The following is a 22,960-nucleotide window of genomic DNA, read 5'->3' as shown; positions in this document are numbered from 1 at the left end:
ATACTACTTATAATGTGGCCTCATATAATTCATCAAAATAATTTTGAAGATCTTGTCCCTCTAATAACTTCCTTCCAAAAGCACTTCCCACTATCACACCATCTACTAAATCATGTAAATTTTCAATTTGATTTCTCTTCCTTATACCAAACCCCCAAATCAAAGGTTTATCTGTTTCCATTCTTACTTCTCTTGCAAAATTAATTCCCTCTTGAGGAAGTTCGTCTCGTTCACCTGTAACACCCTTAATCGATATAAAATAAAGAAAACTTGGAGCTATTTTTATAATCTTTTCTCTTCTTTCTTTCCTTGTAGTAGGTGATATAAAAAGTACTAAATCTAAACCATATTTATTGAAAATGGGTAAAAGATCTTCACTCTCCTCAAGAGGAAGATCTGGTATGACAAGACCTTTTATTCCAATATCCTTAATTTTTTGAAGTTTTTCTTCTAATCTATCATACAGAAGATTAAAGTATAAAAGAAAAACTACATCTACCATTTTGGGAATCTCTGTATCTTTCAACCAACTTAATGTGTTTTCCAAACTCACTCCATTTAGAATAGCTCTATAATTAATTTCTTGAAGTACAGGGCCATCTGCTACAGGATCAGAGAAGGGAATACCAAGTTCCAATATATCAATCTTATCTTTATTTTTAATAATAAAATTCTCTAAAAACTTAAAATCAGGAAATCCAGCTACAAAAAAAGGGACAAAAACTAATTTCTTTTTTCTGTTTATTATTTTATATTGAAGGTTACTCATTTTTCTCCTCCCATAGAGCATAAATTATTCCAAGATCTTTATCTCCTCTCCCTGATAAATTAACAATTATAAGAGGTTCTTTTTCAGGAAAATCATCTCTATGCTCTATCAGATATCCTATAGCATGAGCACTCTCTAAAGCTGGAATTATACCTTCTAATTCTGAAAGGGCATAAAATCCTTTTAATGCTATATCATCAGTAGCAATATCATACTTCACCCTTCCTATTTTAGCTAAGTAACTATGTTCGGGACCAACCCCTGGATAATCTAGACCAGCAGAAACAGAGTGAGTAGGAGAAACATTGCCATTTTCATCTTGGATAAGATACATTTTAGCACCATGAAGTATTCCAACTTTGCCAAAGTTTATACTTGCTGAATGTAGACCTGTTTCTATACCCTTTCCTCCTCCCTCTACACCTATAATCTTTACATTATCCTCTAAAAAGGGATAGAAAAGCCCTATAGAGTTACTACCTCCACCTACTGATGCAATAAGATAATCAGGTAATCTACCTTCAATTTCTAAAATCTGCTTTCTTGCCTCATCTCCTATTACTCTTTGGAAATCTCTTACAATCATAGGATAAGGATGGGGACCAACCACAGATCCTAAAAGATAATAACTATCCTCTGGATGGGCTACCCAATCTCTTAAAGCCTCATTTATTGCCTCTTTTAATGTCCTCGATCCCACCTTTACAGGAACAACTTCAGCTCCTAATAACTTCATTCTCAACACATTCATCTCTTGTCTTTTACAATCTTCTTCTCCCATATATACAGTACACTTAAAACCAAATAGTGCAGCTACAGTAGCAGTAGCAACACCATGCTGACCAGCTCCTGTTTCTGCTATTAATCTTTTTTTATTCATGTATTTAGCAAGTAATGCTTGTCCTACTGCATTATTGATTTTATGAGCTCCTGTATGACAAAGATCTTCTCTTTTCAAATATATCCTTGCTTTTAGCTTCTCAGAAAGTTTTGAGGCATAATATAGAGGAGTGGGTCTACCCACAAAATTTCTTAAATAATATTCATATTCCTTTTTAAAATTTTCATCTTGTTTTAGCTTATAGTATGCTAATTCCATCTGTAATAAAGGTTCCATCAAAGTTTCAGGAACAAATCTTCCCCCAAACTCACCAAAATAGCCCCTTTCATCAGGAAGCTTTTCCGTCCTCATAATTGTAATCCCTCACCTTTCTCATAAATTTTGATATCTTTAAAAGATCTTTCTTACCCACTTCAAATTCCACACTACTTGAAAAATCTATACCAAATGGTTTTAACTTAAGAACATCATAAACATTCTCTTCTCTAATTCCACCTGCTATAATCGTTTTTGAGTTTATAATCCTTTTAGCTCTGCTTAGAAACTCCTCAAAAGATAAAGCAGAATTTTTACTCCTATCTAAAAGAACATAGGAGAACTTAGAAAAATAATTAACTCTTTCAGCCCAGTCTTCATACTGATCTATGTTTATTGCCTTTATAAGAAAATACTCTTTAAACTTTTTCATAAACTCTAAATTCTCATCTCCGTGAAACTGAATACCATCTAAAGAAGCAATATGGAGAATTTTTTTAATTTCTTCTTCGCTCTGATTCATAAAAACTCCAATCTTCATAATTTTTAATCTATTAAGATGGGGACCAAGCCTTTCAAGCTTTTCAAAAGATATAAATCTTGGTGACCATGGTACAAAAACTAAACCAATGGCTGAAACTCCTTCTATTTCACAATGTAATGCAGTAATAATATCAGTTATTCCACAGATTTTAATCCACATCCTTCAAATAGCTCCTTTATCTTTTCTTTGGGATTTTCTGAAGTTACAATACTTTCCCCTACAAGCACAGCTCTAACTCCATACTCGTATAAAATTTTAACATCCTCTTTATCTTTGATACCACTCGCACTAATTACAAAAATATCCTTAGGAATGTATGATAAAAGTCTTATAGTATTTTTAATGTCAACTCTAAAACTACTAAGATCTCTATTATTTATCATTACTATTCGAGGATTTAATTTTAAAACCTTCTTCAAATCTCTTTCATCATAGATTTCTATGATTGGTTCCATATCAAGTTTCATAATAAGCCTATATAAAGACTCCAGATCTTCCTCTGGTAATATTCTTGCAATAAGCAAGATAGCATCAGCTCCTAATAATCTACCTTCATATATCTGCTCTGGAATAATAATAAAATCTTTCTGAAGAAGGGGTTTTTTAGTAATATTCCTTGCCAGTTGAAGATTAGCAAGGGTAGCAGAGAAACTTTCTGCAGTAAGAATAGATATTGCAGAAATTTCGTCTGCCATATCATAGATTCTTAAGATTTCAGAAATACTTAGAGACATGAGACTACCTTTTACAGGAGAAGATGGTTTTACTTCAGCTATTATATTAAGTCTATTTTTTGCGAGAGTATTGAAAAAATAGTTCTTTTCTTTATATGGAAAAGATGTTGGTATTTTATATATTCTGTTATATACTATTTTTCTTTTCTCCTCTACAAGTTTATCTAATATGTTCATTCATTACCCCTCCTCAGTCTCTCTAAATATTCATAGGTTTTACCAGAAAGAATATGGTTCTTTACATTATCAAACCCTTCTTTAACACTATTGACCTTCCCTAAAACCCAAAGAGCAAAAGAAGCATTTAAAGCAACAATATCAGTTTGAGCATCAGTTCCTTCCCCCTTAAAAATACTTTCCAAAATCTCAGCATTTTCTTCTGCAGTACCACCTAAGAAATCCTCAAATTTATACCTTTTTAAACCAATATCCTCAGGGGCAAAGTCAAAATAATCTATTTTATTACCTTTTACATAAGCCATAACTGTAGTACCACAAAGAGAAATCTCATCTATCCCATCATCCTTTCCATGATAGAATAAAATATTCTCTCTTCCCAAAATAGAAGCTGCCTCTGCCATTTTCTTCATTAAAATTTCAGAATATACTCCTATTATCTGGCCTTGCAATTTTGCTGGATTAAGCATAGGACCTGCCATATTAAAAATTGTTCCAACTCCTAACTCTCTCCTTACTTTTACTGCCTTTCCTACAACAGGATGGAAATAAGGAGCAAAAATTATACCAAGATTATTAGTCTCAATATTTTTAGCAATCTCCTCAGGATTATCACTACACTTAAAGCCTAAAACCTCAATAACATCAATACTTCCTGACTTACTGGACATGGCCCTATTACCATGCTTTGCTACTTTTATTCCCATACTTGCTAAAACAAATGCTACTGCAGTAGAGATATTAAAAGTATTAGACTTATCCCCTCCTGTACCACAAACATCAATTGCAGGAGAAACATTTGGGATTTTTTTAGCTTTCTCAAACAGCCCAGAGACAAAACCTGCAAGCTCTTCTGGATCTTCTCCTTTAACCCTTAATCCCAATAAAAATGCCCCCAATTGTGCTTCTGTAATCTCTCCTATATCCAAAATCTCAACCACATTCTTTGCCTCCTCAAATTTCAAATTTTTACCCTCAGATATCTTTTTAATATATTCTTTCATAATCATTACAAAACACCCCCTATTTTAAGGAAATTTTTAATTATATCCTCTCCAGATGGAGTAAATATGGACTCTGGATGAAATTGAAGACCATAAACTGGATTATCTTTATATTGAATTCCCATAATTAATTTATCTAAAGTCCAAGAAATTATTTTTAAATCAGGATGTAAGGTTTCCATATCCACTACTAATGAGTGATACCTGGTAGCTTGGAAGGGATTCTCTATGCCATTAAAGATAGGATTTCTATCATGATAAATAAGAGAAACTTTGCCATGCATAGGAATAGGTGCTCTTATAACTTTTGTGCCAAAAGCTGATGCTATAGCCTGATGTCCCAAACATATACCAAGAATGGGTAATTTGTCCTTAAATTCTTTAACCACAGGAATACTTATACCTGCATTTTCAGGTATAGATGGACCTGGTGATATAACTATTGCCTTAGGTTTTAATCTATATATATCATCCAAAGATATATGATCATTTCTATAAACTAAAACATCTGTATACTCTGCCAAATATTGATAAAGATTATAAGTAAAGGAATCATAATTATCTATTAACAAAATCATAATCCATCTCCCCCGCCGTCTTTATAGCTTCAAATAATGCTTTCGCCTTGTTTATACATTCCTCATATTCTCGTTTCTTTATAGAGTCATAAACAATACCAGCACCAGTTTGTAAATAAAGGCTTTTCCCATCTAAAAAGAATGTTCTTATGGTAATACATGTATCCAAATTTCCATTTAACGATAAATAACCAACACCTCCTGCGTAGGGTCCTCTTCTATATTTTTCAAGTTCTTCTATAATTTCCATTGCTCTAACCTTGGGTGCTCCAGACACTGTCCCTGCAGGGAAGGAAGCTCTTAATACTTCAAGAGGATGAATTCCTTCTTTTATTCTACATGATACCGTACTAACAAGATGCATTACATGAGAGTATTTCTCTATTTTCATTACATTTTCTGCCCTCACTGTTCCTATTTCAGCCACTCTCCCAAGATCATTTCTTGCTAAATCAAGAAGCATAGTATGTTCTGCTCTTTCTTTTTCATCCCTTAATAGCTCTTCTTCCAAGTTTCTATCCTCTTCTTCCGTCTCTCCCCTTCTACGAGTTCCAGCAATAGGTCTTATCTCAGCCCTGTCACCTTCTACTTTTACCAAAGCCTCTGGAGAAGAACCAATAAGATACCTATTTTTAAATTTCAGATAAAACATATAAGGAGAAGGATTTATCAACCTTAAGGCTCTATATAAGAGGTAGGGATCTCCTTCATATTCGGTATAGAATCTCTGAGAATAAACAACTTGAAAAATTTCTCCAGCCTTAATATATTCAATTGCCTTCTCCACGTTAATTTCATACTCTTCTTGAGAAGTTAGAGCTTCAATAGAAAACTCCTTTTTGTAAGCTGGTACTCTTTGGGACTCTTTTTTAAATAGTTCCTTTATTTGAGCTAACCTCTCATTAATTCTCTCTTTTAATACCGGGTTTTCAATTTCTTCTTCTGGAACAACAAAAATTACACTTATTTTTCTTTTTAAATGATCAAAAACAACAAGAAAATCTACTAACTGGAACTCAGCCATAGGAAAGTTTAAATTATCTAAGGTTAATTCAGGAATTTTTTCCCACTGTCTTACAATATCGTAACTAAAATACCCCACAATACCCCCAATAAATCTTGGTAGTTCCTTCTTATTTCTTACATTTAAAACAGGGTACTTTTGGGCAAGATAATTAATAATGTCATAATTTACATTCTTATCAAAACTCAAAATCTCCTTAGGTCCCCAGCTTATAAACGAATACCTACCAATTCTTTCTCCTCCTTCCGCACTTTCAAGAAGAAAAAGATATTCTTCTTCTCTTATCTTAGAGAGAAGACTGGTAGGAGTCTCATAATCTCCAGGAAAATCAAAAACCAAAGGAACATAGGTCTCTGTCACAATTTTCTCCATAAACTTTCACCTCCTTTTTACGAAGCTCAAAAGCCTATAAATAAAAAACCCTCTCGCCCTTTAAAGGGCGAGAGGGTTTACTCTCGCGGTGCCACCTTTCTTGAGCATCATTGCCCATCTCTTTTTCGGGTACAGGAGAACACCATCGACTCCGATACCCTTTGCCCTGATAACGGTGGCAACTCCGGCATAGCTTACTCGGGAAGACTAATTTCTTCCCTTTCAGTATGCAGCTCCCAGGCCCATTCACTCCCCGCGCCGATAGCCGGCTTCCACCTTACCCGGCCTCTCTGGATCCCGCTTGGGAGCTACTCCTCCTGTTCACAGCTTTTATAGGGTAACTCTATTTAACTTTGGATGAAATTATACAACAAAAAGAAAAATTTTTCAAATTAACTGGAAAATTTAACTTTTCCTAATATTTTCTCTCTATTACTCCTCCACATAATACAAAATCATCTTTATAACAAACCAATATCTGCCCGGGAGTAACAGCCCATTGAGGTTCATCAAAAACCACAAAAACTTCCTTTTCAGATATGATATGAAGAGTAGCTGGCGACGGTTTCATATTATATCTTATCATAGCATTTACTCTTAGCTCTTCCTCCTCAGGAATATATGATAGATAATTTACATTTACAGCATAAACCTCTCTTCTAAAAATTTTCTCTTTTTCTGCCACAAACACGTTACCACTTTTTGTATCTATATCTTTTACATATACAGGCCTACCTAATGCTACCCTTAAACCTCTTCTTTGACCTATAGTAAAGGAAAAAATACCATCATGATATCCCACTATTTTCCCATCTTCTGTAACAATTTTCCCTGATTTCTCATTCACATATTGCTTTAAAAATTTTCTATAATCTTTGTCAGGTAAAAAACAAATTTCTTGACTCTCTCCTTTTTCTGCTACAATTAATCCATTATCACGAGCAATTCTACGTACTTCCTCCTTTGTTAAATCTCCCAAAGGAAAAAGAGATTTGGATATCTGATCTTGGGTTAAAAAACTTAAAAAGTAAGACTGATCTTTTCTCTGATCTTTTGCCCTTTTTAATAAAAAAACATTTCTTAATGGATCCCATACTTTCCTTACATAATGACCTGTCGCTAAATATTCAGCACCTAACTCTTGAGCCTTTTTTAGTAAAAGATCGAACTTTATCAACCTATTACAAAACACACATGGATTTGGAGTACACCCATTTATATAAGAATCAATAAAATATTTAATTATCCTCTCTTCAAACTCCTTTTTAAGATTTACCACAAAATGAGGTATACCAAGGCTATGTGCAACCCTCATAGCATCACTAATAGAACTCCATGAACAGCAAGCCTCATATCTTTCATGAGGTATCAACGCTATATTCATAGTTAAACCAATAACTTCATAACCCTCTTTCTTCAGTAAGAGAGCAGTAACAGAACTATCAACTCCTCCACTCATACCTACTGCAACCCTGATTTTTTCACTCATAAACAACCCTTAACAAATAAATATTAAATATTCTCATCATTTTTAAAAATATTTACTTTTTTCTTGACAAATTTTACAATCCATTATATTTTATAAAAAATTTTTGATTTTTGAAGAGACAAAAAATGAAAATTGGAAGACCACAATTAATAGATGAGGTTAATAAAGGACAAATTTTAAAACTCTTAAGAGAAGAGGGTCCGGTTTCTCGTGCAGAAATAGCTCGTAGACTTGGTCTTAGTCGACCTACTGTTTCTACTCACATAAGAGAGCTTATAAAAGAGGGATTAGTATATGAAATAGGTAAAGGAAAAAGTAGTAAAGGTAGAAAAGGTATTTTATTAAAATATAATGCCAAATATGGATATTTCTTAGCAGGAGACATTGAAGGATCTATAATGAGATTTGCAATATCAGATCTTTGTGGAGAAATTACTCATGAAAAAGTATTATCCTTAAATGAACTTAGAGAAAAAAATATGATGCAACCCGAAAAACTTGTAGAGATAATGAAGACCTTTGTTTATGAAAATAAAATAAACCCTGAACACATAAAAGTCATTTCCATAGGAATAGCAGGTATAATTGAGGAAGGAAAACTCATTTTTGCCCCAAACCTTCCAGAATGGAACCATACACCTCTAAAATCTCTCATTGAAACAGGATTTCCCAATACTTTTATAATACTGGAAAACGATGTAAATATGGCTGTCATGGGAGAATTTTGGAAGGGAGCAGGAAAAGGCCACAAAAATATTGTATATATGAATTTAAGTACAGGAATTGGTGCAGGCATCATGATAGATGAAAAATTATATGAAGGAGCAAATAAATTTGCAGGAGAAATTGCATACATGGTTTTAGGTAAACGTCATGATGAATATCCAGGAGTAGAATATACACCTTTAGGAGCCTTAGAATGGGTAGTTTCAGGAATAAGAATAATAGAAAAGGCAAAATCTATAGATCCTAAATATAATCTAATAGAAAAAATCTTTGAAGATTATAATAAAGTATATGAAATTACTGAACTTATTAACAATGTAAGCGAATACTTAGCAAAAGCAGTAGTAAACATTGTAAGTATATTAGATCCAGAAGTTATAATTGTAGGAGGAATTGTAGGAAAATTTTTAAACATATTAATTTCCAAAATGCAACCTGTAATAGAATATTACTTACCAATTCCAGTGAAAATTATACCTTCTGCTCTATATCCAAAAACAGTAATCTATGGAGCTATATATAAGGCTATAAATCATTACCACACAAAACCCGTTATTATATAGTCAAATCTCAATTAGCTTTTTAGCTTTATCAAGTCGATCTTTTAAATTTCTTAAAGAGTCTAAATATCCAAAAGTAGGCTTTTCAATCTTAATATTATATATAGTTAAAGATTGCGGGTTATGCTCATGTCCACATATTACAAAATCAGCCTTATTTTTTAAAATAATCTCCCCCAACTTTTCACTTCCTAAATAAGCAGAAAAGAAATTTTTTACCATTACTAATTCCTTAAAAGGAAGCATATGAGTTATAACTATCTTATTAAAATTTTCAACCTTATAAAAATCTTTTTCCAACTCCTCAATAAATAGCTTACAAATCTCTATATTACTCAGATAATTTCCATTGATATCAGTAAAATTTATTAATTTCCAAAAGGTTTCCCTCCATTTTAAACCCCCAAATACTCCTTTATCATAATCTTCCTTTGGATAGTCACTATTACCCAAAGTGTAATCATACCAACCTAAGGTACCCAAAAATGCCCATTTACCAATAATAAAAGGATTTCTGGGAAGAAAATGAATACCAAAATCCTCACAAATATTAGGCAGTATGTAATAATATTTATCAGTACTGCTTATTTCCTCTTCTTTCCATACATCATGATTTCCAGGAACAAAAATAATATTAATGTTAGCATAAGAAAATTCCTCAAAAAATAGCTTCACTTCCCATATCTTAGAAGATATATCTCCTCCAATAATCAAAATATCTGGATTATCAATTAATAGATAATCCCTAATTTTTCTTAAAATTTCTCTCTCTTCTTGTAGATTTAAGCCATTTCTAAGTCTAATATAATCTAAATGAAGATCTGAGATAGCAAGAATTCTCATTTAATAATCTTTAGAAATTTAAAGAAATGAAATAAATTTAAGATAAATTTAACTACAGGATCAAGAAAAGAATAAACAAGAGAATCCTTCAGAATAAGAATTTTATAATCACTGGGCAAAAAATTTACTAATAATGCATAAACTGTAATTATAACTCCACCACCTAATACAACCCTCAAAAGGAAATTTGGTAACACTAAGAGAAAATAACTAAATACAAAGGTTAAAATAAAACTTACAATGTTAGCTAGAAGATGAACAGCAATTCTAATGTATTTCATATAAAGAGGAGTAAGAAAAGAAGAAAAATAAAATGCTATAACCAAAGAAATTAGAAGCACTATTTTATTAGAAAATATATCTTTTAAACCTTTAATAGCCAAGCCCAAAATTGTAATAGCACATATTAAATCAAAGATCATGATCCCTAATCCTCATAAGTTATCATTACTCTTAAACTTTTACCACTCAATCCTACCTCTATTGCTTTATGAATTTCAGATAAAGGAAACTTATGAGAAACTACTTTTGAAACATTTATTCTTCCATCTTCTATTAAGCGTAATGCTTTACTATTTGTAAAAGGATTAACGAAAGATCCCATAATAGTCAACTCTCGATAATAAATGTCAAAAGGAGAAATACTTATCAAATCTTCCTTTGGAGAAACACCAAAAATGAGTATTTTTCCACCTCTTCTTACATTATCAATTGTCAACGATACAGTTTCTTTCTTTCCCACAGCTTCAATACCCACATCAACTCCTCTACCATTCGTTAACTCCTTAATAAAAGAAGAAACTTCATCAGATGGAGTTAAAACATAAGACGCTCCAAGTTCCTTAGCTATTTTTCTTTTCCCTTCGTCTATCTCAACTACAATAACAGAACTTGCACCATAAAAATATGATAACTGAAGAAGTATCAAACCCAAAGCTCCTGCTCCAACTATAAGAACTGTATCACCCAAATGAATACCTATTCTTTCAATCCCATGTAAAGCACATGCAACTGGTTCCATCATAGCTCCTTCTATAGGAGAAACCTTTTCTGAGAAAGAATATGCCTGTTTAAATGGAACCTTACAATACTCAGCAAATCCCCCATCCATATCAACTCCTATAGCCCTCAAATTTTCACATAAATGTATTTCTCCTCTTCTGCAGAAATAACAATGCCCACAAGCAATGTTAGGATCAACAGCCACCAAATCACCCTCTTTTATGCCTAACACATTTCTCCCTACTTTAACTACTCTTCCAGCAAATTCATGCCCTCTTACAATATTGTCCTTCGCATAGCCTTCACCAGCAAAAATATGTAAATCAGTACCACATATTCCTGATGCAAGCACCTTAATTAATATCTCATCATTATTAACTAAAGGTTCTGGTTTATCTATTAAATTGATTTTCCCCTTTTCCCAAACAGCAGCAAGCATATTAAAACCTCCCGAAAATAGACATTTTAATTTTTATTTTACAATATAAAATCTATGTGGTAAAATTTCCAAGAAGTAAATTAATTTTATTTTTTCCTTTCCTCTTAAAACTAATAAAAAAATTCATAATTAAAGGAGGATGAAAGATGAAGTACAGAAAGATGAACAAAATTGATGCAACTATTTCCTCATTAGGCTTTGGCGCTATGAGACTTCCCACTTTAGGTAGTGATTCTCAAATAGATGAACCAAAAGCTATAGAAATGATTAGATATGCCATAGACCATGGGGTAAATTATGTGGATACCGCATATGGTTATCATGGTGGACAGAGCGAGATATTAGTTGGAAAAGCCTTAAAAGACGGCTATAGAGATAAAACATATCTTGCCACAAAACTACCTGTTTGGTTTGTTAACAAAAAAGAAGATATGGATCAACTTCTTAATGAACAACTGAAAAAATTAGATACAGATCATATAGATTTTTATTTGCTACATGCGCTAAATAAAGAAAGCTGGCAAAAAGTGTACAACCTTGGTGTTCTTGAATGGGGAGAGAGGATGAAAGAAAAAAACCTAATAAGATTTTTTGGCTTTTCTTTCCACGATGACTTAGACACCTTTAAAAAGATTATTGATGCTTATGATTGGGATTTTTGCCAAATTCAATATAACTATATGGATGTAGATTATCAAGCAGGAAGAGAGGGGCTTTTATATGCCTATAATAAAGGGATAAATGTGGTCATAATGGAACCTCTAAGAGGAGGCAGATTAGCAAGACCTCCTAAGGACGTAATGGATTTGATCAATAGCTACAAAATTAAAAGAAGCCCTGTAGAATGGGCTCTCCTATGGCTATGGAATCATAAAGAAATATCCACTATACTTTCTGGTATGAGCACCTTAGAGCAAGTTAAAGAGAATATTGAGATTGCAGATAAGGCTGAAGTTGGTATTCTATCCCAAGAAGAGTTAGAATTTGTAGAAAAACTAAGACTTGCATTTCTTGGCAGAAAAGCTATTGATTGCACTCAATGTGGTTACTGTATGCCATGTCCATATGGGGTAAATATTCCAAGAAACTTTTTCCTATATAATGAAGGTATCAGATATGATGATTGGGGTGCTCCCCGTTGGGAATATAACTATTCCATGAGAGAAGAAGAAAGAGCAGGCAATTGTCAAGAATGCGGTGTATGTGAAACAAAATGTCCTCAACAATTACCCATAAGAGAACTCCTTAAGAAAGTACATGAGGCGTTAGCCCAAAAATAATAAGAGGAAGGGATTAACCCTTCCTCTTATATTTATTTAAATGCTGAAGGACATATATCTTTTAAGATACATTCTTCACATTTTGGGGTTTTAGCTTTACATATGTTCCTTCCATGATGTATTAAAAGATAAGAAAAATTAGCCCATTCATCTCTTGGCACAATCTTCATCAAGTCTTGTTCCATTTTATCTCTATTTTTCTCTTTACTAAGATCTAATCTTTTAGAAAGTCTTGCCACATGTGTATCTATCACAATTCCTTCATTTTTACCATAACCTGCTGAAAGAACCACATTAGCAGTTTTTCTTGCCACACCAGGAAGTTTTAATAATTCCTCAATAGTATCGGGAACTTTTCCATCATATTCCTCTACTATAATTTGGGCACAACTTTTTATAAATTTAGCCTTGTTTCTATAATAATTTATGGATTTTATATCTTGTTCCAACTCCCCCAGAGGTACTTTTAAATAATCTTCAGGAGACTTATATTTTCTAAATAAATTTTCAGTAACCATATTAACTCTCTCATCAGTTGTTTGAGCCGAAAGAATTGTTGCAACTAAAAGTTCCCATGGATTAGAAAATTTTAGAGCTATTTTAGGCTCATAAACTCCTTTAAGTCTATTAAGCAATATCTTTACTCTTTCTTTCCTGTCCATAGTATAAAACCACCTCCAAAATAAATAGCTATTAAAGTTTATCATAAACTTGTATAATCAATTAGTGAACTATAAAAAGTGAAAGGAGGCTTAAGAGTGAATATAAAAACTATACTCAAGAACCTATCAAATCTAGATGGTCCTTCAGGTTATGAATATAAAGTAATAGAGTATATAAAAACCGAGGCAGAAAAAATCCAAAATACTACCAACTATATAGATAATCAGGGAAATCTTATCGTAAAAAGGGAAGGAAAAGGCAAAAAAATAGCCCTTTTTGCTCACACAGATGAAATAGGTTTTGTAATAACTAAGAAAGAATTAGGTAATTATTTCAGATTTCATACCTTTGGTGGAGTAGATCCTAAGATTGTAACTTCTCAAAGGCTGAGAATACATACAAAAAAAGGTATAGCTTATGGTGTGGTAGGAATGTTAGAACCTCATTTACAAACGGAAGAGATGAGACAAAGAATTTTAACTTTTGATGACTTATTCATGGATGTGGTAGAAAATTCAGAATATGTATCTATAGGAGATTTAGCTACTTTTTCATCAGAGGCTTTTGAATTAAATGAAAAGTATGTAACAGGAAAAGCCTTAGACAATAGAGCAAGTTGTACTACTTTACTTTATACTTTGTATCTTTTAAATCAATATGTAATAGAAAATGAGTTATATTTTGTCTTTTCTGTAAGAGAGGAAGATGGAACTTCGGGAGCTTCTACTTCTGCATATCACATAAATCCTGATCTTGCTATAGTATTAGATGTAACTCATGGGGATATATATAGACCAGGTTATCCCAAAATTGAAACAGGTAAAGGTCCAGTATTAGATATTGGGCCCATGGTTGATTATAAATATTTTGAAAAAATCAAAAATATTGCTGAAAAAATATCAGTAAACTATCAAATAGAACCAAATGGAGAACACAGTCATACTGATACAGACAGAATCCAAATAACAAGGGAAGGTATTCCAACTCTACTAATCTCTATACCATTAAGATACATGCATACACCATATGAAGTAGTAAATATAAGAGATATAGAAGAAACGGCAAGACTTCTAAGCTATTTCATAGCTACTGGAGGTGAATAACTATGCTTTTAAAAGAACTCTCTGATCTTTGCGGAGTTTCTGGTTTTGAACAAGAGGTAAGAAATTTTATAAAGGAAAAAATAAAAGATAAAGTAGATGATATAAAAGAGGATAAATTAGGAAATTTATTAGCATTCAAAGAGGGGAAAAATAATAAAAAGCTAATGTTAACAGCCCATATGGATGAGGTAGGATTTATCGTAAGTAATATAGAGGAAGACGGAAAAATTAGTATTATTCCTCTTGGATCCATAGATCCGAGAGTGGTTCTTGGTAAAAAAGTGGTAATCGGAGAGAAAAAAGTACCTGGAATTATTGGTTCAAAGCCGGTCCATCTAATGACAGGTTATGACGGCATCTCCTCTTTTGAAAGTATAAAAGTTGATATTGGAGTTTCCAAAAAACAAGAGGTAGAAAGCAAAGTAAAAATTGGTGATTTCGTTAGTTTTGCCCCCAATGCTATGCTACATAAAGACTGGATATCTGGAAAAGCATTAGATGATAGAGGAGGATGTTCCATACTTATAGATCTCATAGAGGCCAATATAGAACCCTTTTATAATACATATTTTACCTTTGTTATCCAAGAAGAGACGGGATTAAGAGGATCAGGAGTAGCTGCAAATCAGATAGACCCAGATTATGCCATAGTTATCGAAACTACCACATCAGGTGATAATCCAGAATTTCCTGAAGCAAGAAGATCAAGTGAACTTTGTAAAGGACCTGTGATTACACCAGCACATAGAGGATATGTAAATGATGAAAAACTTTTTAATTTTGCCATTAAAGTAGCTCAAGAAAATAGTATTCCTTACCAGATAAAAAGAAGAACTGTAGGAGGTACTGACGCTACAAGAATTGCCATAACTACTGGTACTCCCTCTTTAGTTATTTCCATTCCATCCCGTTATATTCATTCCCCAATGTGTGTGGTAAACCTTCAAGATTATCAAAATACTTTTAAACTCTTATCCATTATCATCACAAAGGAGGTAAAGTAATGAAGGAGCTAATTAAAAAACTCACTACCACCCCTTCTCCCAGTGGAAGAGAAGAAAAGATAAAACATACCATATTAGAAGAATTACAAGGATATATAGATGGATATAAAATAGACAAATTAGGAAATCTTATTGTATGGAAAAAAGGTAAAAAAGAAGGAAAAATTCTTTTAGATGCTCATATGGATGAAATAGGGGTCTTAGCTACTTATATAGACGAGAAGGGATTTATAAGAATTGAGCCTATAGGGGGTGTATCTCCTTATAACCTATTGGGAAGCAGTATTCTATTTCCTGAGATTGAAGGATTTGTAGGAATAGAAGGAGAAACTTCAGAGGAGATGGCTAAAAATATTAAAAACCTTGATTTTGATAAAATATTTGTAGATATTGGAGCAAGTAGTAAAGAGGAAGCTGAAAGATTGGTCCCTCCTGGCACTTTTGGGGTTTATTCTTCATCTTTTAGAGACCTTGGAGATCGTGTAGTTTCAAAATCTATGGATGATCGTGTTGGTTGTGCTATTATTATTGAAGTATTTAGGAGATCAAATCCCATTTATGATTTGTATGGAAGTTTTTCAGTACAAGAAGAAGTCGGCCTTGTAGGTGCAAGTGTCGTAGCTTTTGATATACAACCAGATGTAGCCATAGCTGTAGATGTAACAGCTCATTCTGATACCCCAAAAGGATTAAAAAGAATATCCTTAGAACTTGGCAAAGGCCCTACTATAAAGATAAAAGATAGCGCATCAATAAGTGATAGAAGACTTGTAGAAAAATTAAGGTGCTTAGCAGAAAAAAATCAAATACCTTACCAAATTGAAATACTCCTAAGAGGGGGTACAAATGCTGCTGTCCTTCAAAGAACAAGAGCAGGAATTATAGCAGGAACACTATCTATTCCAACAAGATATGTACACTCTCCTCATGAAATGATAGATATAAGAGATGTGGAAAATGCTGTAAGATTATTTAAAATCTTTGTAGAATTAGAGGATTCTATAAAATTATAAAATAATGGGGAGGAATTAGAGAAATATTTCCTCCCCTTTTTATTACTATTAACAAAATTAAAAATTATGCTTAAAATATTATCATGAATGTGGGGAAGAGGATTAGAGAATTAAGAAAAAAGAAAAATCTTAAATTAGAGGACTTAGCTCAAAAAACAGGTCTCTCTCTATCTTATATATCCTTGGTAGAAAGAGGCTTAAAAAATCCATCATTAAAAGCTCTAGAAAAAATAGCAAAAGCTTTTAATGTGCCTACTTCTTATCTATTTTCAGGTGAAACTGAAGAAACCTTAGAAACTTTTCTCAGAGCTAACACCTCATTGGATGAAGAAGAAAGAAAAATGATAATTCAGTTAATAAAGTCATTAGAGAGTAGGAAAAATGTACGAGGATCTGACTAAAGAGATTTTAAGTTATTTCTTTATAAAGAAACCACCTGTAAAACCTGACATAATTGCTTATGGTTTAGGTTTTAATATAACATTCACCAAAGTTCCAACCCCTAAAATATCTGGAATAATTTATAATAAAGAAATAGTAATAAATTCATCAGATCCAATAGTAAGACAAAGATTTTCCTTAGCTCACGAGTTAGGACATTATTTCCTACATGATCAATCGTCCTCCATTTATAATTTTGATAAAGAGTATATAAGAAAAGAACAAGAAGCAGATTTATTTGCTGCATCTCTTTTAATGCCCATATTTATGTTAGAGAATTATTTTTATCTTCCGTTAGAAGAGATAGCCAAGATATTTTTTGTATCCAAAAAAGCGGTAGAATTAAGATTAAAAGTTATAACAATTTAATATAATCCTAATTTTCCTATGATTTAAAACTTCTTTAAAGATATCTTGACAAATTTAACATTATTTTAATATACTATTTTCGTTATTAACACGTGTAAAATATATTTTTAAGACAATTAACACGTGTTATAAGGAGGTGATTAAAAATTACAATATAAAAATTACTATAAATAATATTCTAAACTTTTCCATCAATGATTTTAAATACTAAAATAAGAAGGGAGAATAGAACTATGAAAAAGTTTTTCTTGTTTGGATTACTTGTTGTGTTATTAATATATTCATTTTCCTATGCTCAAGAAGTCACCTTCTATGGATATAGTAAAATAGGAGTCCATAGCGAATTTCTTAAAGATTCAAATGGAAATTATTCTAATACTTTAGGTCCTGTAAACCTTGATTATTGGAATACATACTTTAAAGTAAAAGCAGAACCATCAAGTTTTCTGGAAAGCTATTTTGAGCTCAAAATGTATCCAAATTTCAGTAATTTATTGGGTCCTGGAATAATTGAAGTACAAAAAGCTCATTTAACTGCAAAAAGTTCTTTGCTAAATCTTAGAGTTTATTATAAGGAAGACGCAACTCCCCTTGATGATCCTCTACTTTTAAATAAACCTGGAGATCTTCCTAGATCTTCCTGTATATGGGGAAATGGATTTGAATTAACAGGAAAACTTTTTAATACAAATATCTTAGCTGGTATCAATTCTTCTGATCAAATTTCTTATTTAAGATTAAAAAGAAGCTTTGCTACCCTTCTTATTGGTTTCACAGCAATGGGAACAAATTGGGGAGAAGCTAACAAAGGAAAGAGTCTGTTTGGTGTTGATGTTACTGTAAAAATTGGACCTGTAGATCTTAGAGCTAAAGGAATATATGGAAAATGTGTATGAGGACCTAACCCTACTGATTCAGAAGGTGGATTTGTCATCTTGGCTGACTTTTCTTCTCAAATTAATTCTATGATAAAGGTATATGGAACAGCTAAAAAGGTAGATCTTGGATATATTAATCAATTTAATTGGTTTAAAACAGACCAAACTCAATTAATTCCAGGAGCAAGCAGATCAGCAGGTACCGATCTAAAACTTGGAACAGTTATTACACCCCTTTCAAATCTTTCCATTGAACCTATAGTTGAGCTAACAAGTAGAGAGGATATAACAGAAAAAACAACAAAATTAACGGGTATTATCACTTATAATCCTACAAAACAAATTTCCTTAAAAGGCACCCTTGTAAATAGTACTGTTAACAGTACAAATTCCACCAACATAACTGGTGAAGTAAGAGTCACTCCTTCTTCTATACTTACTGTTTATGGAAAAGTTTACTATCCTTTAAATAGTAAATTATCAATATATGGAAACACAACTATTACTCCTCTTACAGACCTTACTTTCTATGGTGCACTATCATCCGATCTTAATTCCAATACTACCTGGATATATATTAAACCAAGTTATAAATTATCTAAAGATGTAACCTTAACAGGTATTTATCAATATAAAAAGATAGGAGATACAGAAACCCATACTACATATTATGTAAGCTTAAGTTTTAACAATGCCACATTATATTTTGGAAACGCTCCATCAGAAGAAGGATCAACCAGTGATTTTGTAAAACAAATTGGAGCTAAAATTTCCTTTGATTTCTAAAAGAAAAAATAAAAAGGTAGGGAGTTAAACTCCCCACCTATAAAGGAGGTATAAAAATGAAAAGATATCTTATTTTAGTATTCTTAATTCTTCTTTCCTCTACTCTTTTTGCTGAATCTGTAAAATATCCATTAGTTTTTAATGACCCCGTAAATGATGATAAAGGACCTGGAACATACATATACCCAACAGATGCCGTCTTTAAACCTGGAAGTTTTGATTTAACAAAAGTAGTAATTGATGCTGACAATGAAAATGTATACTTTAAAATTTCTCTTAGAGTTCCCATAGAAAATCCATGGGGAAGCCCTCTTGGCCTTTCCATTCAAACTATACATATTTATATTGATAAAGATGGAAAAGAAAATTCTGGTTTTAGAGATTTTATACCAGGAGTAAAGGCTCAAACCACTCCAAATAGTGCTTGGGATATAGCTATATTGGTAGAAGGTTGGCCTACCGAATTAAAGGCTTCTGTAAAGTCTGCTGTCTCTGAAATGTATAAATATTGCATATTCCCTGCAAAGGGTGTAAGTGTTGAAGGAAATAACATCATAATTCCTGTACCTAAAAAGAGTTTGGGTGGAGATTTTGAGAAAGGCTGGGGCTTTCAAGTTTTTATCCTTGGACAAGAAGGTTTTCCAACACAAGATCCTGTATCATGCAGAATTAGAGAAGTAATATCTTCTCCACAACAATGGAGATTCGGTGGTGGCGATGATTTCTATGGGGATCCCAATATTATTGATTTATTAGATTATGAAGGAATAAATCAATATGAAGTATTAAGCAAATACAAAAGTGATGCTAAATACGAGAAGAATGTATATGCACAAATTCCCTTCATATATGTGAAATAATTAGGAGGGAGATTGTACATGAGAAAACTTTACTTAATCTTTTTATGTTTGATACTTTTTATCAGTATAGGATTCTCTGAAAATATAACACAAATACCAGTAAACCCATATATCTCTAATGTAAAAAAAGCAGAAAAACCTTTATATTTAGCTATAGTATGGCACAATCATCAACCTTTATATTATGATCCAATTGAGAATATAAATATAATGCCATGGGTCAGAATGCATGCAATAAAAGATTACTATGATATGGCATATATACTAAAAAATTATCCTCAGATTAAAGCTAATTTCAATATGGTCCCCTCCCTCATATATCAATTAGATCTCTATGCCAATAAAGGATTAAAAGACAAATACTTAATTCTAACAGAGAAACCCGCTGATGAACTAACCCCAGAAGATAAAGAGTTTATTTTAAGAAGATTTTTTGATGTAAACTGGGATAGAATAATAAAAAGATTCCCAAGATACTGGGAACTCCTAAATAAAAGAGGACAGTCGATAGATGATAATGTCATTTCAAAAGCAATCCAGAACTTTACAGTTCAAGATTTTAGAGATCTTCAAGTTTGGTTTAATTTGGCATGGTTCGATCCTGACTTTCAAACCTATGATAAAGATTTATTCCGATTAATACAAAAAAGGAAAGACTTTTCAGAAGAAGACAAAAAAATAGTAATTAATAAGCAATACCAAATAATGTCAGAGATCATGAGATTATATTCAGAATTGCAAAAAAACAAACAGATAGAAGTCGCTACTACACCTTTCTTTCATCCTATAATACCTCTACTATATAACATTAAATCTGCCAAAGAAGCAGTACAAGATATAAAGATACCAGACTTAAATATCAGCTATCCAGAGGATGTAGATGCTCAATTAAAAATGGCAGTAAATTACTATAAGAAATATTTTAAAGATAGCCCAAAAGGTTTATGGCCCTCTGAAGGCTCTGTAAGTCAAGAGATCATTTCTTCTGTAGTCAATAATGGCTTTCAATGGATAGCAAGTGACGAGGATGTTTTAGCAAAGTCCTTAGGTGTACCTATTACAAGAGATTCTAAAGGTAATGTTACAAATCCAGATGTTCTTTATAAACCATATACCGTAGAAGAACAAGGTAAAAAACTATATATAGTATTCAGAGATAAAAATTTATCAGATAAAATTGGATTTGTCTATAGCGGAATGAAAGGAGCTAACGCAGCAAAAGACTTTGTAAATTATTTAGAGAATATTTACGAAAAGACAAAAGATACAAAAGATCCATACTTGGTAACGGTAATCTTGGATGGAGAAAATTGTTGGGAATATTACGAAAATGACGGAAAAGATTTTTTAAATTCACTATATAAATTATTATCCGATAACCCTTATATTGAGACTGTAAGAATATCAGATTTTTTAGACAAATTCCCACCTAAAGCTAAAATCAACAGATTACATGCCGGATCTTGGATTGATGGTACCTTTCTAACTTGGATTGGAGAAAATGAAGAAAACAAAGCATGGGAACTATTAGACAAAACAAGAACAAACTTAATATATGAGACAGTCAAACAAAAAAAGAAAATATCACCAGTACTAAATCCAGATAATTTAAAATCAGATATAGAAAAAGCATGGTTTGAATTATATGCAGCAGAAGGAAGTGATTGGTTCTGGTGGTATGGAGATGATCAGGATTCCACTAATGATATTGCTTTCGATGAGTTATTTAGAAAACATTTGATAAACATATACAAACTAATTAAAAAAGAAATCCCACCAGACTTACACTTACCTATAGTAAAGATAGGAGAAGGAAAACCTATTCAAAGTCTACAAAGAAAATTTACCCCCAAAATTGATGGAAAAATAGATCCTCAAGATGAATGGAAAGATTCCGCTATATACAATGTAGAAATTGGAATAGGCACATTCACAAAACCAGGTAAATTCTTAGAAAGGTTATACTTAGGCTTAGATAACGATAGGCTCTATTTCTTGATTGAAAGTAAAGAAAATCTAAAAAACCTACTTGGAAAACCTTATTATTTAGCTATTTACTTTTCTAACCCATACCTAAAAGAAATAAATGTTTATCCAAGAAATTCAGATAAAAGCTTAGGATATGGTATAGGTTATGAAATATTAATAGATTTATCACAAATAAAAGATCTTGGAGAAATAGAAGTACCTCTAAATCAAGCCTTAGGCAATAATCAATGGAAAGAAATATCAAAAATAAAAGGAGGAATATCTGAGAAATATGTGGAAATAGGAGTAGAATTCAAATCTATGAAATTACAAGGCAGAGATCAAATTGCAATCAATGTAATCTTTGGCTCAGACAAACCTGAAGATATAGTCCCTTACTATATTCCCATTTATGTAACAGTACCAGAAGCAAAATTAGACATAGTTTATTTCTCCATTGATGATCCACATGGAGATGACTACGGTTGGGGAAGCATAGTTTATCCTACTGCTCCAGTATTTAAACCTGGAGTCTTTGACATAATTCATGTTGAAATGGGAAAAAGTAAAGAAGATATAGTATTCAGGATAAAAATTAGAGGAGATCTTGAAAATCCATGGGGTTCACCTACAGGGATTTCTGTACAAACAATTGATATTTATATTAACGATGGAAAAGATAGTCCATACTATTATAAAGCATTACCTGGAAGACAAGCTAATATACCTGAAGGATGGAATAAGGCAATATGGGCTGAAGGCTGGATACAGGTATTGATAATTCCTGTCTTAAACGAAAAAGGAAAGGTTGAATTAAAGGAAATTAAAGGAGTAGTACAAGTCACAGCAGATCCAACTGAAAGAACTATAATAATTTCAGTACCAGAAAAATACTTAGGTACTGTAGATCCAAATTGGAAAATACTTATAATAATGTGCGGACAGGAGGGATATCCAAGACCAGGAAATTGGAGAGTAAGAGAGGTTGAAGAAACAGCAAAACAATGGAGATTCGGTGGTGGCGATGATTTCTACGGGGATCCCAATATTATTGATATGATCGTTCCTTCTGGAATAAAACAAGAAGATATATTGTCTAAATGGAAAAGTAGTGATGAGGAAGAAGAAAATGTATATGTAGATTTACCCTTGATCCCTCTTAGGATTTTAATGCCTAAATAATCAAGAAGGAGGGGATATAAGGCCCCTCTTTCTTGTTAATCTGTCCTCTTTTTACA

At 32.3% G+C, this 22,960-nt stretch carries 23 protein-coding genes and 1 other annotated feature; of the genes, 11 read left to right on the top strand and 12 right to left on the bottom strand.

Annotated elements, in window-relative coordinates:
- Positions 1 to 7: 7 nt before the first annotated feature.
- The 8 genes from trpA to mnmA form a co-directional block, all read right to left on the bottom strand.
- The gene (trpA, locus tag ACY3JO_RS03880; RefSeq protein ID WP_463085502.1) at positions 8 to 769 is read right to left on the bottom strand and encodes a tryptophan synthase subunit alpha; all 762 of its coding nucleotides are present in this window, start codon (positions 767 to 769) and stop codon (positions 8 to 10) included.
- Complete coding sequence (gene trpB, locus ACY3JO_RS03875) at positions 762 to 1,961, bottom strand: tryptophan synthase subunit beta (RefSeq protein ID WP_463085501.1); 1,200 nt, start codon at positions 1,959 to 1,961, stop codon at positions 762 to 764. Before trpB ends, trpA begins: the two co-directional genes overlap by 8 nt.
- Positions 1,939 to 2,568: a phosphoribosylanthranilate isomerase gene (locus tag ACY3JO_RS03870; protein ID WP_463085500.1), complete on the bottom strand. Its 630-nt coding sequence runs from the start codon at positions 2,566 to 2,568 to the stop codon at positions 1,939 to 1,941. Before ACY3JO_RS03870 ends, trpB begins: the two co-directional genes overlap by 23 nt.
- Entirely contained in the window at positions 2,544 to 3,320 is a 777-nt protein-coding gene (locus tag ACY3JO_RS03865) for an indole-3-glycerol phosphate synthase TrpC (RefSeq protein WP_463085499.1), read from the bottom strand. The genes ACY3JO_RS03870 and ACY3JO_RS03865 overlap by 25 nt, the downstream gene beginning before the upstream one ends.
- Positions 3,317 to 4,330 carry an anthranilate phosphoribosyltransferase gene (gene trpD / locus ACY3JO_RS03860; protein WP_463085498.1) on the bottom strand — a complete coding sequence of 338 codons (1,014 nt, stop codon included), beginning with the start codon at positions 4,328 to 4,330 and terminating at the stop codon, positions 3,317 to 3,319. The genes ACY3JO_RS03865 and trpD overlap by 4 nt, the downstream gene beginning before the upstream one ends.
- Complete coding sequence (locus ACY3JO_RS03855) at positions 4,330 to 4,902, bottom strand: anthranilate synthase component II (protein WP_463085497.1); 573 nt, start codon at positions 4,900 to 4,902, stop codon at positions 4,330 to 4,332. Before ACY3JO_RS03855 ends, trpD begins: the two co-directional genes overlap by 1 nt.
- Positions 4,883 to 6,298 (bottom strand): anthranilate synthase component I, encoded by a 1,416-nt coding sequence (gene trpE / locus ACY3JO_RS03850; RefSeq protein WP_463085496.1) that lies wholly within the window; start codon positions 6,296 to 6,298, stop codon positions 4,883 to 4,885. The genes ACY3JO_RS03855 and trpE overlap by 20 nt, the downstream gene beginning before the upstream one ends.
- Positions 6,299 to 6,358: 60 nt before the next feature.
- Positions 6,359 to 6,632 (bottom strand) — a binding site (T-box leader).
- Positions 6,633 to 6,713: 81 nt separating this feature from the next.
- The gene (mnmA, locus tag ACY3JO_RS03845) at positions 6,714 to 7,787 is read right to left on the bottom strand and encodes a tRNA 2-thiouridine(34) synthase MnmA (RefSeq protein ID WP_463085495.1); all 1,074 of its coding nucleotides are present in this window, start codon (positions 7,785 to 7,787) and stop codon (positions 6,714 to 6,716) included.
- A 125-nt stretch (positions 7,788 to 7,912) separates the two neighbouring features.
- Here mnmA and ACY3JO_RS03840 point away from each other — a divergent pair, with 125 nt between their 5' ends.
- On the top strand, positions 7,913 to 9,076 hold the full coding sequence (locus ACY3JO_RS03840) for an ROK family protein (RefSeq protein WP_463085494.1): 1,164 nt from the start codon (positions 7,913 to 7,915) through the stop codon (positions 9,074 to 9,076).
- Here ACY3JO_RS03840 and ACY3JO_RS03835 read toward each other — a convergent pair whose 3' ends face one another.
- The 3 genes from ACY3JO_RS03835 to ACY3JO_RS03825 are packed head-to-tail and all read right to left on the bottom strand — an operon-like array spanning position 9,077 to position 11,357.
- On the bottom strand, positions 9,077 to 9,916 hold the full coding sequence (locus tag ACY3JO_RS03835) for a metallophosphoesterase (RefSeq protein WP_463085493.1): 840 nt from the start codon (positions 9,914 to 9,916) through the stop codon (positions 9,077 to 9,079). It abuts the gene before it with no gap.
- On the bottom strand, positions 9,913 to 10,338 hold the full coding sequence (locus ACY3JO_RS03830) for a hypothetical protein (protein WP_463085492.1): 426 nt from the start codon (positions 10,336 to 10,338) through the stop codon (positions 9,913 to 9,915). The genes ACY3JO_RS03835 and ACY3JO_RS03830 overlap by 4 nt, the downstream gene beginning before the upstream one ends.
- Before the next feature lie 5 nt (positions 10,339 to 10,343).
- Positions 10,344 to 11,357, bottom strand: a complete 1,014-nt coding sequence (locus ACY3JO_RS03825) for a zinc-dependent alcohol dehydrogenase family protein (protein WP_463085491.1) — start codon at positions 11,355 to 11,357, stop codon at positions 10,344 to 10,346.
- A 146-nt stretch (positions 11,358 to 11,503) separates the two neighbouring features.
- On the opposite strand from ACY3JO_RS03825, the gene ACY3JO_RS03820 reads away from it, so the two are divergent.
- Positions 11,504 to 12,637: an aldo/keto reductase gene (locus tag ACY3JO_RS03820; RefSeq protein WP_463085490.1), complete on the top strand. Its 1,134-nt coding sequence runs from the start codon at positions 11,504 to 11,506 to the stop codon at positions 12,635 to 12,637.
- Between the two features lie 32 nt (positions 12,638 to 12,669).
- Here ACY3JO_RS03820 and nth read toward each other — a convergent pair whose 3' ends face one another.
- The gene (nth, locus tag ACY3JO_RS03815) at positions 12,670 to 13,299 is read right to left on the bottom strand and encodes an endonuclease III (RefSeq protein WP_463085489.1); all 630 of its coding nucleotides are present in this window, start codon (positions 13,297 to 13,299) and stop codon (positions 12,670 to 12,672) included.
- Between the two features lie 96 nt (positions 13,300 to 13,395).
- Here nth and ACY3JO_RS03810 point away from each other — a divergent pair, with 96 nt between their 5' ends.
- The 9 genes from ACY3JO_RS03810 (at position 13,396) to ACY3JO_RS03770 (ending at position 22,904) form a co-directional block, all read left to right on the top strand.
- The gene (locus ACY3JO_RS03810; protein WP_463085488.1) at positions 13,396 to 14,403 is read left to right on the top strand and encodes a M28 family peptidase; all 1,008 of its coding nucleotides are present in this window, start codon (positions 13,396 to 13,398) and stop codon (positions 14,401 to 14,403) included.
- A gap of 2 nt (positions 14,404 to 14,405) precedes the next feature.
- Positions 14,406 to 15,407 (top strand): M42 family metallopeptidase, encoded by a 1,002-nt coding sequence (locus tag ACY3JO_RS03805; protein WP_463085487.1) that lies wholly within the window; start codon positions 14,406 to 14,408, stop codon positions 15,405 to 15,407.
- Positions 15,407 to 16,420 carry a M42 family metallopeptidase gene (locus tag ACY3JO_RS03800; RefSeq protein WP_463085486.1) on the top strand — a complete coding sequence of 338 codons (1,014 nt, stop codon included), beginning with the start codon at positions 15,407 to 15,409 and terminating at the stop codon, positions 16,418 to 16,420. Before ACY3JO_RS03805 ends, ACY3JO_RS03800 begins: the two co-directional genes overlap by 1 nt.
- Before the next feature lie 83 nt (positions 16,421 to 16,503).
- Complete coding sequence (locus tag ACY3JO_RS03795; protein WP_148807800.1) at positions 16,504 to 16,821, top strand: helix-turn-helix domain-containing protein; 318 nt, start codon at positions 16,504 to 16,506, stop codon at positions 16,819 to 16,821.
- Entirely contained in the window at positions 16,802 to 17,230 is a 429-nt protein-coding gene (locus ACY3JO_RS03790) for an ImmA/IrrE family metallo-endopeptidase (RefSeq protein WP_463085485.1), read from the top strand. The genes ACY3JO_RS03795 and ACY3JO_RS03790 overlap by 20 nt, the downstream gene beginning before the upstream one ends.
- A 233-nt stretch (positions 17,231 to 17,463) precedes the next feature.
- Positions 17,464 to 18,126, top strand: a complete 663-nt coding sequence (locus ACY3JO_RS03785) for a hypothetical protein (RefSeq protein WP_463085484.1) — start codon at positions 17,464 to 17,466, stop codon at positions 18,124 to 18,126.
- Between the two features lie 39 nt (positions 18,127 to 18,165).
- A complete protein-coding gene (locus tag ACY3JO_RS03780) occupies positions 18,166 to 18,894 on the top strand; it encodes a hypothetical protein (RefSeq protein ID WP_463085483.1) in 729 nt (242 codons plus the stop codon).
- A 56-nt stretch (positions 18,895 to 18,950) separates the two neighbouring features.
- Positions 18,951 to 19,754 carry a glucodextranase DOMON-like domain-containing protein gene (locus ACY3JO_RS03775; protein ID WP_463085482.1) on the top strand — a complete coding sequence of 268 codons (804 nt, stop codon included), beginning with the start codon at positions 18,951 to 18,953 and terminating at the stop codon, positions 19,752 to 19,754.
- A gap of 18 nt (positions 19,755 to 19,772) precedes the next feature.
- Positions 19,773 to 22,904, top strand: coding sequence for a glucodextranase DOMON-like domain-containing protein (locus ACY3JO_RS03770; protein WP_463085481.1), 3,132 nt, complete (start codon positions 19,773 to 19,775; stop codon positions 22,902 to 22,904).
- Positions 22,905 to 22,960: the final 56 nt, after the last annotated feature.

This window comes from Dictyoglomus sp. LHC4 (assembly GCF_055181355.1).
The sequence above is the reverse complement of the archived record's forward strand: the minus strand, read 5'-3'. Positions and strand labels throughout refer to the sequence as shown.